The sequence below is a fragment of the Shewanella sp. Arc9-LZ genome (genome assembly GCF_010092445.1).
Taxonomy (GTDB): domain Bacteria; phylum Pseudomonadota; class Gammaproteobacteria; order Enterobacterales; family Shewanellaceae; genus Shewanella.
Window position 1 is genome coordinate 3,693,119 of record NZ_CP048031.1, and the last position, 17,981, is coordinate 3,711,099.

13 protein-coding genes are annotated in these 17,981 nt (G+C 42.3%); 12 read left to right on the plus strand and 1 reads right to left on the minus strand.

What is annotated here, in order from left to right; genetic code table 11:
* The first annotated feature begins 720 nt into the window (after nucleotides 1-720).
* Nucleotides 721-2,649: a cytochrome c/FTR1 family iron permease gene (locus tag GUY17_RS15795; protein ID WP_242445223.1), complete on the plus strand. Its 1,929-nt coding sequence runs from the start codon at nucleotides 721-723 to the stop codon at nucleotides 2,647-2,649.
* A 142-nt stretch (nucleotides 2,650-2,791) separates the two neighbouring features.
* Here the strand turns inward: GUY17_RS15795 and GUY17_RS15800 are convergent, their stop codons facing one another.
* A complete protein-coding gene (locus GUY17_RS15800; protein ID WP_101088851.1) occupies nucleotides 2,792-3,205 on the minus strand; it encodes a hypothetical protein in 414 nt (137 codons plus the stop codon).
* A 239-nt stretch (nucleotides 3,206-3,444) separates the two neighbouring features.
* Here GUY17_RS15800 and GUY17_RS15805 point away from each other — a divergent pair, with 239 nt between their 5' ends.
* From GUY17_RS15805 to GUY17_RS15855, 11 genes are all read left to right on the plus strand, one after another.
* Entirely contained in the window at nucleotides 3,445-5,817 is a 2,373-nt protein-coding gene (locus GUY17_RS15805; protein ID WP_162023698.1) for a TonB-dependent siderophore receptor, read from the plus strand.
* Between the two features lie 11 nt (nucleotides 5,818-5,828).
* Nucleotides 5,829-7,982 carry an FAD-dependent oxidoreductase gene (locus GUY17_RS15810; RefSeq protein WP_162023699.1) on the plus strand — a complete coding sequence of 718 codons (2,154 nt, stop codon included), beginning with the start codon at nucleotides 5,829-5,831 and terminating at the stop codon, nucleotides 7,980-7,982.
* A 247-nt stretch (nucleotides 7,983-8,229) separates the two neighbouring features.
* Entirely contained in the window at nucleotides 8,230-8,976 is a 747-nt protein-coding gene (locus GUY17_RS15815; RefSeq protein ID WP_254439937.1) for a DUF547 domain-containing protein, read from the plus strand.
* A 115-nt stretch (nucleotides 8,977-9,091) separates the two neighbouring features.
* Nucleotides 9,092-10,384 (plus strand): ABC transporter substrate-binding protein, encoded by a 1,293-nt coding sequence (locus GUY17_RS15820; RefSeq protein ID WP_162024384.1) that lies wholly within the window; start codon nucleotides 9,092-9,094, stop codon nucleotides 10,382-10,384.
* The gene (locus GUY17_RS15825) at nucleotides 10,381-12,093 is read left to right on the plus strand and encodes an ABC transporter permease (RefSeq protein ID WP_101088847.1); all 1,713 of its coding nucleotides are present in this window, start codon (nucleotides 10,381-10,383) and stop codon (nucleotides 12,091-12,093) included. The genes GUY17_RS15820 and GUY17_RS15825 overlap by 4 nt, the downstream gene beginning before the upstream one ends.
* Nucleotides 12,094-12,095: 2 nt before the next feature.
* Entirely contained in the window at nucleotides 12,096-12,764 is a 669-nt protein-coding gene (locus tag GUY17_RS15830) for an ATP-binding cassette domain-containing protein (RefSeq protein WP_242445222.1), read from the plus strand.
* A 167-nt stretch (nucleotides 12,765-12,931) separates the two neighbouring features.
* Complete coding sequence (locus GUY17_RS15835) at nucleotides 12,932-13,597, plus strand: CDP-alcohol phosphatidyltransferase family protein (protein ID WP_059744012.1); 666 nt, start codon at nucleotides 12,932-12,934, stop codon at nucleotides 13,595-13,597.
* Nucleotides 13,594-14,406, plus strand: a complete 813-nt coding sequence (locus GUY17_RS15840) for a sterol desaturase family protein (protein WP_101088846.1) — start codon at nucleotides 13,594-13,596, stop codon at nucleotides 14,404-14,406. Before GUY17_RS15835 ends, GUY17_RS15840 begins: the two co-directional genes overlap by 4 nt.
* A gap of 217 nt (nucleotides 14,407-14,623) precedes the next feature.
* Entirely contained in the window at nucleotides 14,624-15,709 is a 1,086-nt protein-coding gene (locus tag GUY17_RS15845) for a methyl-accepting chemotaxis protein (protein ID WP_101088845.1), read from the plus strand.
* 332 nt (nucleotides 15,710-16,041) lie between these two features.
* Nucleotides 16,042-16,734, plus strand: a complete 693-nt coding sequence (locus tag GUY17_RS15850; RefSeq protein WP_101088844.1) for a 5'-methylthioadenosine/adenosylhomocysteine nucleosidase — start codon at nucleotides 16,042-16,044, stop codon at nucleotides 16,732-16,734.
* Between the two features lie 84 nt (nucleotides 16,735-16,818).
* A complete protein-coding gene (locus GUY17_RS15855; protein WP_101088843.1) occupies nucleotides 16,819-17,826 on the plus strand; it encodes a cobalamin biosynthesis protein in 1,008 nt (335 codons plus the stop codon).
* Nucleotides 17,827-17,981: the final 155 nt, after the last annotated feature.

Below are 17,981 nucleotides of genomic sequence, written 5' to 3' on the forward strand. Positions count from 1 at the left end.
TTTACCATCGTGTTACTCATCATAATGGACCTCATTTCTATCAATCTATCGACTCCAATAACACTTAATAACATTAACATATCAGGTTTAGTTTGTTAGTAACTAGCGTAGTGCTAATCCTAGCTAACCTCAAGCCTGAGCAATCGATACAAAAATCATTAGCGGCCATGGATAATTATTTCGAGACTGGCTGATGTCGAAATTATGATAGCAAATTTGGCATGTATTTTATTAATAATACGTATTGGCACATCAATCGTTAACCTACAGTAAGTCCATAAAATGCAGATAACAGCACAAAGGCTGATTCATAACCTTCAGTTATAAACATCTAAGGTCACTTATACCAAACAGCAATAATTAATACTGACTATTGTATATCAGCAAGGCACAAGGCTAATGCTTATATGGTACCAATATAACAATTATCTAATTGTTATAAATAGACAATATCTATTTAAATGCTGTCTCGACATAATTATCCATGGCCAACAATCTCACCTCAAACCGCTTTTTACACTGACAGTATTATCTAACAAGCCTTCAGAGTGATTGATTAGCCTCAAGCAAGAAAGTAGAATAGAAATCATTATCATTTATTTAATTTAGTTTAAAGAATAATTCCTTCATTCCTATTAAGGCAATACCTTGAATACTTTCTTAAGCAGCTTCACGTTATGGCGACAACAGCTCACATCTTCGGTCTTCAATAGATGCCTATTGATTGTCATTACTTCGGTGTTTTCAACTTCTTTATGGGCACAGAGCCCGGCAGTCTCGTCACAAGAGATATCACCAGAGACATCGCAAGATCTCTTAAAACAAACACGACAAATTCTTCAATTAGCTGAATACATTGGTGTTGATTACTCAGAAGCGGTGACCGAAGGTCGTATCTCTAATCCTGATGAATTTGCTGAAATGCAGCAATTTGCTAGCATCATTATCGAAAAAACTAACCTGCTCGCCAATGATGTGCCAAATTCATTAACAGCCGATGCATTGCAATTACAGCAAGCCATTGCAGAAAAAACATCACTGGATGTTATTCAAGGGCTTAGCCAAAAAATACGTAACCAGTTATTAAGCCAGTCTCCAGCATTAGTGTTACCAACACAGCTATTAGCCAAAGACCATGTTAAACAGCTGTTTATCGAAAATTGTTCGACCTGTCATGGTGATTTAGGCCAAGGCGATGGGCCTCTGGCAAAATCATTGTCACCAGAGCCAACCAATTTCACCGATCACGATCGAGCAATGAATCGTTCATTATTGGGACTTTACGATGCGATTTCCGACGGTTTAGATGGCAGTGCTATGCGTGCTTTTAGTGAGTTAAATGATCAACAGCGTTGGTCACTGGCTTTCTATGTAGGTAGTTTAGCTTTTGAGCCAACAGCTACTGCCACGGAGCACATCAAGCATGATGCGAATATTGAATTACAACAGTGGGTCAATAGCAATCCAACCCAGTTAATTCAGCAAAATGTCGGAATTGATAAAACCCAATTATCATTACTACGCTCACAACCTGAGCGACTGTTTCAACATGCTGACTCACCTATTTCAGTCGCGCGTACTAACTTGCAGGCTGCTGTAAAAGCATATAAAGCCAATGAGTTTGCTCAAGCACAAACCTTAGCAGTGAGCGCCTATCTCGACGGTTTTGAATTAATTGAAAACAATTTAGATGCTCATGACAGTAGTTTACGTAAATCAATCGAAAGCCAGCTGCTTAATTTTAGAAACATCCTAAAAACAGCAGGACAGGACAGCCAGGTAAATCAACAGTTGACCAGCATATTGGCTCAACTAGACCAAGCCGACACCCTATTAACAGGGCAATCACTATCGAATAACGCCATGTTTTCGGCTGCATTAATCATCCTGCTACGCGAAGGATTAGAAGCACTGCTCGTTATCATTGCTTTAATGACAGTGTTAATTAAAACCGAACGTCAAGATGCGATTAAATTTGTTCACTTTGGTTGGATATCAGCACTCGCTGCTGGCGTATTAACCTGGTGGGCAGCAGATAACCTAATTAGCATTAGCGGAGCCTCAAGGGAGTTAATGGAAGGCGGCGCGGCATTGCTAGCCGCTTTGGTGTTGTTTTATGTTGGTTATTGGATGCACAGTAAAACCCAAGGTTCCAAATGGCAAAGTTACATTAAAAATAATGTCGACCGCCATTTAAACACTGGCACCTTATGGGGTCTCACTGGGCTGGCATTTATTTCGGTCTATCGTGAAGTCTTTGAAACGATTTTGTTCTATCAATCATTACTGACACAAGCCATAGGCTCTGCCAGCAGCAATGAACAAGTCAGTTACTTGGTTTACGGCTTGCTAGCAGGTATGGCTATTTTAGCGGTGATTGCTTGGTTAATGATGCGCTACTCAGTTAAATTACCATTAGCCCGCTTCTTTGCGGTGAGTTCTTACTTCATGCTTATTTTAGCGTTTATCTTGGCAGGAAAAGGGATTTCAGCGTTACAAGAAGCAGCAGTAATTAGCCTTACTCCCTTCCCTATAGATGTGTCGATTAGCTGGTTAGGTATAGCATCAACATGGCAAGGCTTGAGTACGCAAATGGTGATTGTAGTGTTATTTAGCTTTTTGGTTATCCGTAATCGTGACACAAAATAAGGTTTAGCTTTGACAACTAAACCTTGAGTGCTTAACGCTTAGCATTAGCGTTTAACATTGAGCGTTTAACATTGAGCGTCTAATAAAAAGGCCGGCTAAATATATTTAGCTGGCCTTTTTGTGTCGATAAATCGTTAGTAATTTATTTCACTGTAAACTTAGTGTCTTCATCTCTTAACATGTACAACGCAAAACACGCGGCCCACATTGGCCATGCTGCAAAAAACAATAAATTATTAAATGCATCAAAATATAGATTAAATGCCGATAATGTTGAAGCGCCATGCATCAGAAAGATAACCCCGTAAGTAATACGCTTTTTAATACCTAATACAAACGCAAATACTAAGGCTAATTGCAGTGCGCCCATAACATAAGCAGCAACCTCACTCATTCCGCCGATGCCATAAAACTTTTCGAAAATCTTCATACTATGGCCAGGATTGACAAACTTATCTAATGTCCATACCAGCATCACCACAAACACGCCTAAGCGTAAAGAAAGTAACGACCACTGCAGTTTTTTCTGAGTATCATTGCTAATTGATGTTTGCATCTTAATTCCTTAAAAAATATATAAAATAACATCATCTAGGGTCTGTTGACCGTCTAAATAAGCTAAACTGACTGTTACTGAAAATCATCAGCCGTTAATTGACCGAGTAAAACGCAACTATGTTGCACTAGCAGTTATGCCATTTAGATCTAACACAATTAAAATTGGCATAACATGATTGAAATAAACTTGTTAACAACAAGGTCTCTTTCACCAAGTTCATTACAGCAGAAAAAATTATGCCTATTTATCGTTATCCTAATCGTTCACTTACCGCACTCGCTATTAGCCTAGCCCTGTACTCATCAATAACGTCATCAATGGCTACAGCAGCCGAAAAACTTGAATCTATTGAAGTCATTCAAGTATCAGGTAAAGCGATTAACGATAAAGGCATGTCACCTAAAAACAGCACTGTAGATGGCCCATTTGGTGATGGAATAGCATTGAAAGATATCGCACGTTCGGTTACGCCTATCACCAGTGAAATGATTGAACAGCTCAACATCACTGATTTATCTGACATACAAAAAGTCAGCCCAAACAGTTATTCAGCCAGCGGCTTTGGCGCATCAAGCCTACCCACTATTCGTGGTCAGTTAGGTGAGTTATATCAAGACGGTGTGCGTCGCCAAGCGGGCAACAATGGCTTTGGTGTCCCCATGTCATTTAACGCTGTCGAGCAAATTGATGTGGTAAAAGGTGCGCCGCCAGTGCTATTAGGCACCAGCCAACGTAACGGTGGATTTGTTAACATACATTCTAAAGTCGCGCCTACTGACGAGCAATTTAATAAGCTCACCCTATCTGGCGGCAGTTGGGATCATTACCGAGCTCAAATAGATGTTGGCACTGACATTGTCGCCAATCAAAGCGGTGTTCGCTTAAGTGCAGAACATATCGATAATGGCAGCTACTACGATTATTCAGGCTTTAAAAGCGACAGTATTTTTGTGGCATTTCGTTTACTGCCAGACGATGCCAGCACCTGGGACATTAATGTCGAATACTATGATGTTGAGTTTACCGACAACGCGGGGATTAACCGTCCAACTCAAGCATTAATCGACAACGGTTTATACGTTACAGGTCAAGGTGTACAACCTAACGGCAGTACTATTGCTGGCGCCAATGCTATCGTATCGCCAACAGGGTTAGTTGAGATAGATCGCAGCCAAGTATTAACCGACCCAGACAATATCAATAACGCCCAAACCTTCTTACTTCACAGTACTTATGTGCGTGAGTTAAGCGATAAAGCGACTTTTAAAAACATTACCTATTATCAGCATTTAGAACGTGAAGAAATTGCTCAAAATAGTTTTGTTGAAATTATTGATGGTGCAGATACTGCACAAAACAGAGTTGAATTAGCCTATAAATGGAGCGATGCTCAAAGCACCATTACTGCGGTGGATATCCGCTACAACAAAGTGTTAGGTTACAGTCAATTTACCACCGAAGCTGACTTACCTATCGATTTAACTGGCCCCATTGAAAACCGCCGTATTCCGCTTACTGCAGCACAACAAGGTCGATTAGTTGAACTGCGCCCTGGTGTGTTTGTGTCACCCGGAGCGCAGTACGATACCAATGCCGATGGCAGCGGCGATTTTTCATTATCTGACACCACTGACTCTACCAGTTGGCAAACCGGTCTAGCCATTCAACATAACAGCCAATGGACAGATAAGTTTTCCACCAGCGTAGGTTATCGTGCCGATTTTTATAATGTAGATGCGCGCGATGCTATTGCCCCACAAGGACAAGTTGCTGCTAGCGATTCGATAAGTGAAATGCTTGAATCTGGTCAAGTCAGTTTGAGCTATCGCCTTAGTGACGATATCACTACCTATGCCAGTGCCAGTTATAACGAATCAACTTCAAACAGCATGGCTGGCGGCACCACGTTAGGCGCCAACAACCAAATTAGTAGCCAAAACTTTGCCACCGAAAATACCTTAACCGAAGTGGGCATTAAGTACTCACCCACGGACAGTGCTTGGTATGTTGACGCTGCAGTGTTTGACCAAAAACGCAGTCTACGTAACCGTGATGGCAGCAATACCGGCATTCGCACTAAAGGCTTTGAAGCCCAAGCTTTTTATGATGCCGATCCGTTTTGGTTAAGCGCGGGCTACAGTTATTTAGACGCCCGTTATGATGACTCAGCCAGTAGCCAAGATACGGTACAAGTTGCCGATACATTTGATAATTCACGCCCAGACATTATTGCTGGCACAGGTATTGGCGCACCAAACTTCGCTTCATTTGCAGCGTCTGACCGCCGTGTACAAGGCCTTCCTGAACAAACGTTCACAATTAATGGCGGAATGTCGATTACTGAGAAATGGAAAGCAGGTTTCTCCGGTCTATATACCAAGAGTTACCCATTAGACTATTTAGCGACTGTGTATATTCGCGATCAATACACGCTTAACGTTAACACTCGCTATGATTTTACCGAGCAAACAAGTTTAAGGCTGGATGTGAATAACGTGACTAACCAAAAGAACTGGCGTCCGGTGTTTGAAGGCGGTTATTTCGGATCAACATTGGTTTTTCCTGAACTACCTGTTAACGCTACCCTTACCTTACAGCATTCATTTTAAGGCTATAAATTATGTTTAAAAAAATTGTGTTATTACTGATTGCTGCATCATTAGTGGGATTATTTTTCCACTTTGATTTGCATCAATTACTGACCTTAGAGGGCCTAAAAGGCTCAATGAATGACTTTAGTCAATTACGTGAAGAGTCACCATTGTTAGTTATTGGCGGGTTCTTTTTATTGTATGTGGCCGTGACCGCATTGTCTTTACCTGGTGCCGCGATTCTTACCATCGCCTCGGGAGCCTTATTCGGCATCGTCGAAGGATTAATTATTGCGTCGTTTGCTTCGAGTATTGGCGCAACAATGGCATTTTTAGTGTCGCGTTATCTGTTGCGTGATTCAATTAAACAACGTTTTCCAGAGCGCTTAGCGGCCATTGATGCCGGAATTGAAAAAGAAGGTGGCTTTTACTTATTTACCTTACGTTTGGTACCAATATTTCCGTTCTTTTTAATCAACATGCTGATGGGTGTAACCGCCTTTAAATCGTGGACTTTCTATTGGGTAAGCCAAGTCGGTATGTTTTTGGGTACCTTTGTTTACGTTAATGCCGGTACTCAGCTGGCACAAATTGACAGCTTATCGAACATTTTATCGGTTAACCTTATCCTGTCGTTTGCACTATTAGGTTTATTCCCGCTTATTGCAAAAGGTATTGTTAACATGATTAAAAAACGTCGTGTATACAGCAAATGGACCAAGCCAGCTAAATTTGATCGCAACATGATTGTGATTGGCGCAGGTGCTGGTGGCCTAGTAACCAGTTATATTGCTGCCGCAGTAAAAGCTAAAGTGACCTTAATTGAAGCCGGCGAAATGGGCGGCGACTGTTTAAATTATGGCTGTGTGCCGAGTAAAGCGATTATTAAAAGCGCTAAAATTGCTCAGCAAATAAGAAATGCCCATCATTACGGCTTAGAAGGCAGCACTCCTGAATTTTCATTTAAAAAAGTCATGGCGCGCGTGCATCAAGTGGTTGCCGATATTGCTCCTCACGACAGTGTTGAGCGTTACACCAACTTAGGTGTCGACGTAGTCAAAGGCTATGCAAAATTAGTTGACCCATGGACAGTTGAAATTAGCCACCCTGACGGTAACACCAGTCGCTTAACCGCGCGCAGCATTGTCATTGCTACAGGTGCTCGCCCGTTTGTGCCACCGTTACCAGGCATAGAAGAAGTCGGTTATGTTACCAGTGATACCTTGTGGGACGAGTTTGCAAAACTCGATACAGCACCACAAAAATTAGTGGTACTAGGCGGCGGCCCAATTGGCTCTGAACTGGCACAAAGCTTTGCCCGTTTAGGATCGCAAGTGACTCAAGTTGAAATGGCTGAGCGCATCATGATCAAAGAAGATCTTGAAGTGTCTGAGTTTGCCACCCAAGCCTTGCAAAAAAGTGGCGTGAATATTTTAACCTCACACCAAGCGCTGCGCTGCGAACTGCGTGACGGTAAAAAATACCTTATCGTTAAACATCAAGAGCAAGAGTTAGCGTTAGAATACGACCAGCTTTTATGTGCAGTCGGTCGTAGTGCCCGCTTAAGCGGTTACGGCTTAGAAGAGTTAGGTATTGAAACCAACCGTACTATCGTCACCAATGAATACCTAGAAACCTTATACCCAAATATCTATGCGGCAGGTGACATTGTTGGGCCTTATCAATTTACTCACGTAGCGGCACATCAAGGCTGGTACGCGGCAGTCAATGGACTGTTTGGACACTTGAAAAAGTTTAAAGTGGATTACCGAGTTATTCCATGGACTACGTTTATCGATCCAGAAGTGGCTCGTGTAGGTATTAATGAATATGAAGCCAAACAGCAAGGTATTGATTACGAGGTGACTCGCTTTGATTTTGCCGAGCTTGATCGTGCCATTACCGACAGTGCTACCGAAGGGTTTATTAAAGTGATTACCCCTAAAGGTAAAGATAAAATCTTAGGTGTGACCGTAGTGTCTGAACACGCTGGTGATTTAATTGCTGAATTTGTATTGGCGATGAAACACGGATTAGGGCTTAACAAGATTTTAGGCACCATACACAGTTACCCAACATGGGCCGAAGGCAACAAGTACGCCGCAGGTGAATGGAAGCGTAACCATGCACCAGAAACTGTATTGCGCTGGTTAGAAAAATACCACACATGGCGTCGTGGCTAACCTGACAGAGAAATAACTCAGGTTCACTTAGCTAAGGCTCACGAAATTGGGCCTTATCTTTAGAATCATAAAGATGGATCTTAAAAATAGGTCTCAGATAATGAAAATATTAACGCGATTTACTCAATCATTTTTACTGACTATTGGTATTTTTTTGAGCTTGCTTGTCAGTAATGCGGCTATTGCTGCAGTGGATGAGTCTGAAGCGCTGTCAGATGCGAATCGTCTTGTGGAGACCCAGACGAAAATGGTGTTACATGATGAGTGGAACACCTTACTCAACCGTCATGTAAAACCGATTCATTCAGGTCACAGTAGCGCGATAGATTACGCAGCAATACAACAAGATCGAGCCATATTGACCAGGTATCTCAACCAACTGAGTCAGATAACCCAAGCTGAATTTGATGCTTGGGATAAAGCATCGCAATTGGCATTTTTAATCAATGCTTACAACGCGTGGACCGTTGAACTTATCTTAACTAAATACCCTGATATAGACTCAATCAAAGAGTTAGGCGGGTTATTTAGCTCACCTTGGGATAAAAGTTTTATTCCATTATTAGGTAAAACCCGCAGCCTTAATGATATTGAGCACACACTCATTCGTGGTAGCGATCGTTACAACGACCCAAGGATCCACTTCGCGGTAAACTGTGCCAGCATTGGTTGCCCTGCACTGCGTGAAGAAGCCTACACAGGCGCTAAACTCGAACTGCAATTAACCGAGCAAACTGAACGTTTTCTTGCGGATAATAGCCGAAATTATGCCAAGGGAGACAGCTTGTATTTGTCTTCTATCTTTAAATGGTATGGCGATGACTTTACCAAAGGGTTTCGTAACACTCATTCGATTGAAGCGTTTTTACTGCTTTATTCTAATAGTGATAAAGGTGTTCTGACACTTACGCCAGCACAGCGTCAAGCGGCAGAAAAACAACAACTTGATATTGAATTTTTAGATTATGACTGGTCACTTAATGTTGCTGGCTAATTTACGCTGGCAGCATATCGTTAGCACAGCCTTTTACAGCAACCTTATAAAATCTAAGGTTGCAGTAAGCTTTGGGCTTAGTGCTTTTTTGCTTACTGCTAGTCTTTGGGCTGGTATGGCTAATGCATCTAGCAACGGTGTTGTAAATGTTGCAGACAAGCCGTCGGCACGAATTCAAACATCAACATCAATCCGCGAGTCTGCTCAAACATCAGTTCAAGCATCAGTTAAAACAGCACAAACATCAAAGTCATCATGGCCAGAGGTTGAATCTCGAGGCGCTAATCAAGATGTGTACTTTCATGCTTGGGGTGGCGATCCGCAAATAAATCGTTATATTCAATGGGCCGCGAAACAAGTTAAGCAGCAATATCAGATCAATTTACACCATGTAAAACTCACCGACACCAGCGAAGCCGTCAGCCGAGTATTAGCCGAAAAATCAGCAAGCAATGATCATCAAGGACAAGTCGATTTAGTGTGGATTAACGGTGAAAATTTTGCCGCCATGGCCAAGCATCAACTGCTAGCGCCAAATTGGGTTACGCAATTACCCAACTTTGGTTTAACCGATCCAGATAACAATCCCGCGATGACCCGTGACTTTGGCGTGCCAACACAAGGGATGGAAGCACCATGGGGTAAAGCTGCGCTGACGTTTTACTACGACAGCATAGTGACCACATCACCACCGCAAACTTTGCAACAATTAAGCCTATGGGCCAAACAACACCCAGGCAGATTCACCTACCCTAAGCCACCTGACTTTTTAGCCACCAGCTTTTTAAAGTACGCCTTAATTGTACTGAACAACTCACAGCCTGAAGCGATTAAAAATTTGCTTTATCAACCCGCTACAACACAAAGCCAGGCTTTGTTATTGCCGGTATTGTGGCAATATTTAGATGAACTACATCCGCATTTATGGCGCAAAGGTAGACACTTTATGTCTAGCGGCATGGAGCTTCGCCGCTTAATCGGCGATGGAGAACTTGCTCTAGCGTTTACCTTTTCAGCCGCTGAAATTCCCGCGGCCGTTGCCCGTTTTGAATTACCCGACAGTAGCCGCAGTTATCGCATGCAAGATGGTAGTTTGAGCAATATTCATTTTATCGCTATTCCCTATAATGCCGCTCACCTAGACAGCGCTAAATTGGTAGTCAATTTTTTACTGAGCCCACAAGCTCAAGCACACAAACAGCAAGCGAATATATGGGGCGACACCAGCGTGTTAGCACTATCAAAGCTGACTGCCGAACAGCAGACTTGGTTTGAGCCACCCGCTCAGTCACATCCCAGTGCCACTATTGCTAACCAAGCAATCAGCCCAGCGTTAAGCGAGCCAGATCCAAGTTGGAGTAAGGTTATTACAAAGCTATGGTTACAACGCTATGGAGTGATGCAATGAGCACTATAGCCAAGCTGTTCAATCCAATTGTGCGCTTCAGTCCATTTATGATGATGGCTTTGTTACTGATCCCTGTATTGGGTGGGTTAATTGGCGTTATTCTGCCTGCGTTTGGCTGGATCCCAGCACTGGATCAAACCCATTTTAGCTTGAATGGTTTTCAGCAATTATGGCAAACACCAGGCATTGGCCACATGGCGTTATTGAGTATCACCACCAGCTTGGTGAGTACCTTGTTGGCCTTTTTAATCACTATATTGATCCTAGCAAGTTACTTTAACAGTCCGTGGCTGGGTTATATTCAACGCCTTTTAGGACCTATTCTGGTTATCCCTCATGCTGCTGCAGCCATTGCTATTGGATTTCTTATCACCCCGTCTGGCATGTTGTCTCGCTTAGTTTCACCTTGGTTAAGTGGTTGGGATGCACCACCCGATTGGCTATATCCACACGATGCGATGGGACTGAGTATTATTCTAGGCGTGACCTTAAAAGAACTGCCTTTTTTATTACTGATGGCGCTAGGCGTATTAGCACAACCCGACCTTGGGCAAACACTACGGGCGCAACATAAAGTGGCATTGAGTTTAGGTTATTGCCCAATGACAGCATTTTTAAAAGTGGTGTTGCCAAGCCTGTATCCTCACTTACGCTTGCCAATATTGGCAGTATTGGCCTACGCCAGTGCCAGTGTAGAAATCCCATTAATTTTAGGCCCCAACAATCCGCCGACATTGGCTGTAGCGATTATGCAGTGGTTTCATGACGTGGATTTAAGTTTACGGATCAAAGCGTCTGCGGGGGCGATATTACAAATTCAACTGACGTTATTCGTATTAGCCTGCTGGTGGTTACTGGAACGCTTGGTGAGTCGATTCGCTCAATCGATGTTAACCAATGGCCAGCGCGAATACGGCGGCGCTATCATCCAAAAGATAACCCATGTCATCACCGCCTTAATGTTGACCATCATAGGTTTGGCATTAGTGGGAATGCTGCTGTGGTCTTTTGCTGGCTTTTGGCATTTCCCTGATGCCTTGCCTCAACAATTTGTAATGCTGCACTGGCAAACGGCATTGCAACAAATGCACACGCCACTTATCGACACGGTACTGATTGCCCTCTGCGCAACCGCCCTAGCGATAACCTTAACCTTACTCACTTTAGAAGCAGAGCAGCACAGCGGAAAACCGCTATCGCTGCTGGGCAGTGTATTAATTTATCTGCCCTTGCTTATTCCAAGTATCGCGTTTTTATTTGGTTTGGTGTGGTTACTTGAGCAAGTAAACAGTCAACACACCTTTATCAATGTGGTACTGGCCCATTTGTTATTTGTATTACCCTATGTGTTTTTATCGCTGGCCAGTAGCTATCGTCGTTTAGACCCACGCTTTAGTATTGTTGCGGCCAGTCTTGGGGCCACCAAAGCAAAAATATTTTTCCGGATTAAACTGCCCATGCTAATTGGGCCGATATTCATTGCTTGCGCATTAGGTTTAGCCATTAGCTTTAGCCAATACTTACCAACCTTACTCACTGGTGGTGGACGCATCAACACCATTACCACTGAAGCCGTTTCGCTCGCCAATGGTGGAAGCCGCAGGATCAGTGCCGTATATGCGTTAATGCAAATGATCCTCCCAGCTTTAGGTTTTTTACTGGCTTGGCTATTGCCAAAAATGTTAGTCAAACGCCACCAACAAGGATAATAATGCAAACATTCGTGAGTACAGCCAACGGCTCAAATACCACCTCAACATCAGAACTCACCATTGATGGGCTGATCTTGCGTCGCCAGCAACAAAGCTTATTATCATTAAGCGCGACCATTCGTGGCGGTGAAATATTGACTATTATGGGCCCATCTGGCAGCGGCAAATCAACGCTATTAAACTGGTTAACTGGCATGTTGCCAGCGGGATTTAGTGCTGAAGGTCAGTTGCATTTAAACGGCCAAAATATCACCACAACAGCCAGTCATCTACGCCATATTGGTTTGCTCTACCAAGACCCATTATTATTTCCGCATTTATCCGTGGCAGGAAACATCGGCTTTGCCATGCCGCCAAGCCCCAAAGCACAGCGACAAGCCGCAATTAGTGAAGCGTTAACCCTAGTGGGTCTGGGTGGATTAGAACAACGTGACCCGCAAAGTTTATCTGGCGGTCAGCAAGCTAGGGTGGCATTGCTGCGGGTATTGCTTAGCCAACCCAAAGCCATATTATTAGACGAGCCCTTTAGTAAGCTAGACAGTCAGTTACGTCAAGAAACCCGACAATTAGTATTTGATCAAATACGCCAGCATCAGCTACCTGCCATTATGGTGACTCACGATCAAACAGATGCCGATGCCGCTCAAGGTAAAGTCATCTCACTTTGAGTTGTGGTACTAAATGACTAAAACCCTACTCAAATAGAAAGTACTGTAATCAACTGTACTGATGTAGGTAATACACAGATAGCTAAAAAATAGATAAGTCGTGACATAACAAACTCGCGACTTTAAAAAATTGAAAAGATAATCAAGAGATTAATTGGAATGACATCATGCTAGATAGATTTATCACCCCAGTAATAAAGCCACTGTTAGCCCCAGTTGTGCTGCTACTAGACAAAAAGAATGTCCATCCCGATCAGCTCACATTAGTCGGTTTCGGTTTAGGCATGCTGGCAGTGCCGTTACTGGCATTACAACTTTGGTATGGCGCCTTGTTTTTTATCGCACTGAATCGGATTATCGACGGACTCGATGGCGCCCTTGCTCGCCACCAAAAACACACCAGTGCCGCAGGTGGCTATTTAGATATTTGTGTCGACTTTCTGTTTTATGCGGCCATTCCGCTAGGATTCGCCTTGGCCAACCCTAATGAAAATGCCTTAGCCGCGGCAGTGTTGTTAACCGTATTCATTGGCACAGGCTCAAGCTTTTTAGCCTTTGCCATACCGGCCGAAAAGCTGAATCTGCCTCGACCACAATTTGCCAATAAGAGCTTTTACTTTTTAAACGGCTTAACTGAAGGCACCGAAACCATCGCCTTCTTTGTCGCATTTTGTTTGTGGCCGGCTTATTTCCCAGAACTTGCCTATAGCTTTGCATTTTTAGGCGCAATTACCATTTTCACCCGTATACATGGTGGCTATCACACTCTGAAAAATCATACGGTGAAAAAAAACACTTCAGTTAATCAATCTCAACGAGGTAAATCAACATGATGGACGATATTTCATCCATTCGACTCGGGGCATTTTTAACGATATTGATAATCATGCTGCTACTGGAGTTTTGGTTGCCTGCTAGGCATTTGCCCAATAGAGCCAACGCACCGAAACCAGCTACGCGTTGGGTAGGCAATATCGGTATATTGGTTATTTCAGCAATAGCAGCCCGAATGGTATTACCAATAGGATTAGCAGGTATTGCACTGTACTGTCAGCAACAACAATGGGGACTGTTCAATTATATTGCATTACCTGATTGGGCTAGCATCACCATAAGCTTATTGTTATTAGACCTGCTTATTTATTGGCAACACAGGCTGTTTCATCGTGTCCCATTATTGTGGCGATTACATAAAGTTCATCATGCTGACGTTCATGTCGACAGTACGACTGCGTTGCGATTTCACCCACTAGAAATTATCGCCAGCATTGGGGTTAAAGCATTAGCGATCATCCTACTAGGGGTACCAGCCAGTGCAGTGATCTTATTTGAGATTTTATTAAATGGTTTAGCCATATTTAACCATGCCAATATCCGACTATCACCAAGGCTAGAACGCGTCGTCAGAACCGTATTAGTAACTCAAATATTGCACCGAATTCATCACAGCCAAATAATGTGCGAAACCAACAGCAACTTTGGTTTTAGTATTGTGTGGTGGGATCGTCTATTTGGTACTTATTCTGCTAAGGCCAGTAAAGCAGACGAGGATATCGACATAGGATTAATTGAATACCAAAACGCGAAACAAAACGCTTGGTTAACAGGGTTGCTATGGATGCCGTTTACCCATAAAAAATAACGGTTTACGTTGATTTTTACCAGCACTAATGATTAAGCAATAAACAGAATAATACTACGATCTTATTTAATTTATAAATAGGACTTGGTACGGTTAAAGGTCAAAGGTTAGAAGTATTTATTATGCATTTTTGTGATATGTGACTGCTGAAGCACTTGATTAATCGATGATAGTTTATCAAAATATTATTAATATATTGCTAAAGGATAAAGATACTATGATCGGTTTTACCCAAGGTTTGAAAACTAAAATAGCCGACTTAGAACACCAATTAGTCACTCATAAACAGCAACATTCAGATGAATTAAATCAATTACAACAGACTATTACGCAATTAAGCCAGCAGTTAAACCATTCTAATAGCCAATCTGAATACGATACCGCACGCGCTAATTTACAATTGCTGGGCGCAACAATGCTCAATGATATTCGCGACACCACCTTGGCAAACTCAATTAAGTTAGACGAAGAAAAACAAATGCTATCTGAATTAGATAAGTTATTTAATCAAACACATGTCGCGATTGGCAACTTAAAAAAACGAGCTGGGCATCTAAATGACCATGCAGAAAAAAGCATGGCTACTGCCGCAGAATTAAGTCTTTCGGCTAATGGAATAAGTAGTTTAGTTTCATCTATCCAGCAAATTTCTGAACAAACCAATCTACTTGCTCTTAATGCAGCCATTGAAGCTGCACGAGCTGGTGATGCAGGCCGTGGCTTTGCAGTGGTGGCAAGCGAAGTGCGCCAACTGGCCAGTAATGCTCATGATGCCAGCGCTAATATTGAAAAATTAGTCGCCACAGTTATTGAACAAACTGAACAAATTAAGAATGTAGTCATTACCAACCAAACTTGCTCTAGGGATATTGCTGTATCTTCAGAACAAATTGATCAAGTGGTGACTGATGTATTACAAAGCTCAGGCGTGATGAAACGAGTCATTGGAGAAGCCTCTATGACTGCTTTCTTAACCACGGTAAAACTAGATCACAGCGTATGGAAAAGTAATGTATACAGCGTGTTGGCAAATAAAGATCTAAATGCCAGTGTTAATAGCCACACTGAATGCAGACTTGGTAAATGGTATTACAAAGGCGAAGGTCAAAATTTTGCCAGTTTATCCAGTTTTAAAACTATCGAACAACCACATACAACCGTACACAGTGCAGGTAAAGCAGCTGTTATAGCCATGCAGTCGGGTAATGAGTCGACTATTTTGGCTCATCTTGAAACCATGGAACAGGCCAGTATCAATGTGGTTCGCGCAATCGATCATTTGCTCACGCAAAGCCAGCAGTAAAATTAACCTCACAACTTCATGAGCCTACAAAATAAATAATATCGTGTTGCATGATTTCCCCTCTAAATAACGTCAATGACACTTTAATCTGCAATCCTGAGGCTAGCGCCTTGGATTGAGGTTATTGTGCTGTCATTAATTAAGGTTAAAAAGAGCAATCACTTCCAATTACTATGGATTAAATTAGCCATAATAGAATAATATCAACACGAGGTTTAGCCACAAATAACCAATTAATGGGTCAATAAAATCACTGTCAGTTTTCACTAATTTATCGAGCTCATGGTATATTAGCGCCCATTCGAATTTGCTTATTCAGTTAAGGTTTACACATGAAAATCGGTATTATTGGCGCAATGGAGCCAGAAGTTGTTCATTTAGTTCAAGCTATTGTAGAACCAGTACATACAACAATTGCTGGCATCGAATTTATTAGCGGCACCATTGCCGGTAAAGACGTGGTTGTGACCCGCTCAGGTATCGGTAAAGTAGCAGCCAGTATTGCAACCACATTATTAATCGAAAAGTTTGCCGCAACCCATGTGATTAACACCGGTTCTGCTGGCGGTTTTGTCGATTCATTGGCAATTGGCGATATTGTCATTTCATCAGAAGTGCGTCATCACGATGTAGACGTCACAGCATTTGGTTATGAAATTGGCCAAATGGCTCAGCAACCTGCGGCATTTATGCCAGATAGCATCTTAGTCAATGCGGCCAAAAGTGCTGTCGCTGAATTAGGTGAAGTTAAGGCAATTGAAGGGTTAATTTGTACTGGCGACAGCTTTATTTGCGATCCTGTACGCACAAAAATCATGCGTGAAAACTTTCCAACGATGGCAGCTTGTGAGATGGAAGGCGCAGCGATTGCACAAGTATGTCACCAGTTTAACGTGCCATTTGTGGTTATTCGCTCGCTATCAGACAATGCAAACAATGACTCACCCGTTGATTTTGACTCGTACATTATCAAAGCAGGTATGCATTCAGCAATGATGGTTATCGCGCTATTACAACAGCTGTAATCGGTCTACACTTAGCTCGGACCCGCTATAGGGCCGAGCTAAGCAGGCTTCATAAACAATACAACAGCACATTATTGAGTCTCTATGGTCAATCAATTATTCAATCCTCAATTACTGAGCCAAGACGGCGGATTGCTTCAGAGCTGTTGTATTTTATTTTGCGCATTAATATTGGCTCGGTTTGCTCCTATTCCTAGAGAGCTGCAACCATTATTATGGTTTAACCGTTTAGCGGTATTAATTTCCAGTAAGGTTAACCACCCAGACCGAGCTGTGAGCCAACAACTTATCGCTGGGATTTTAGCCACACTTATTTTGATAGTACCTAGCGGGATTATCGTCAGTTTTTTACTCAGCCTTGCCGCCTACCCATGGTTTTTTGAGCTAATCATCTTGTATTTTTGTTTATGCGACTCAGCATTTAAACCCGTGGCTGAAAAGGTCGTTACAGCAATAAAAACTGGTAATAAGCAAGACGCAAAACAACTACTCACCCCATGGGTACGTCAGAATACTCAAGTGTTATCTGAAGTCGGTTTAAGTAAAACCACCATTGAAAAACTTTTTACCACTCCCATTTACGGCACCTTAGCGACTATATTGTTTTTTAGCTTAGGCGGCGCTACCATGGCATTAGTAGTGCGGATGTTAAGACAACTAGAACATTGCTGGCCGCCATATCATCCACACTTTCATATGTTTTCGAGTTTTGTAGGCCAATTCAATCGGGTAATTTTTTTCATACCAACCTTATTATGGCATTGCTCGTTAGCGATTCAGTTTGGGCAACTGGGTATTAGGTCTATTTTTTCGCAGCCAATATCAGCTCAAACCAATAAAAATCAATTGAATAATCATTACAGCAGTTATGCGTTAGCGGCTAAGTTATTGAAGATAGAGCTTGGTGGCCCCCAGCAATTTATCGAAAATGGTAAGACAATTCGGGTCGATTTACCGAAAGTAAAAGCGGGTCCCTTGCCAGATCATCGCTACATAAGCCAAGCAATCACAGTGACACAAACCGCGAACCTATTTTGGATAAGCTTAACGTTATTATTGCCATTAATATGGACAGGATTAAGATTACTTTAAACGTATAAATCTTGTTTTAAACAGGCTATTATTTAGCAATTATGAATCAATATTTGTCTATTTTGTCTGTGCGTCATATTCGCTTGTTAATATAAGGATATTACATCACAAGGTCATTGCATTTTTACAACATATTAACCTTTTAAATAACAAAA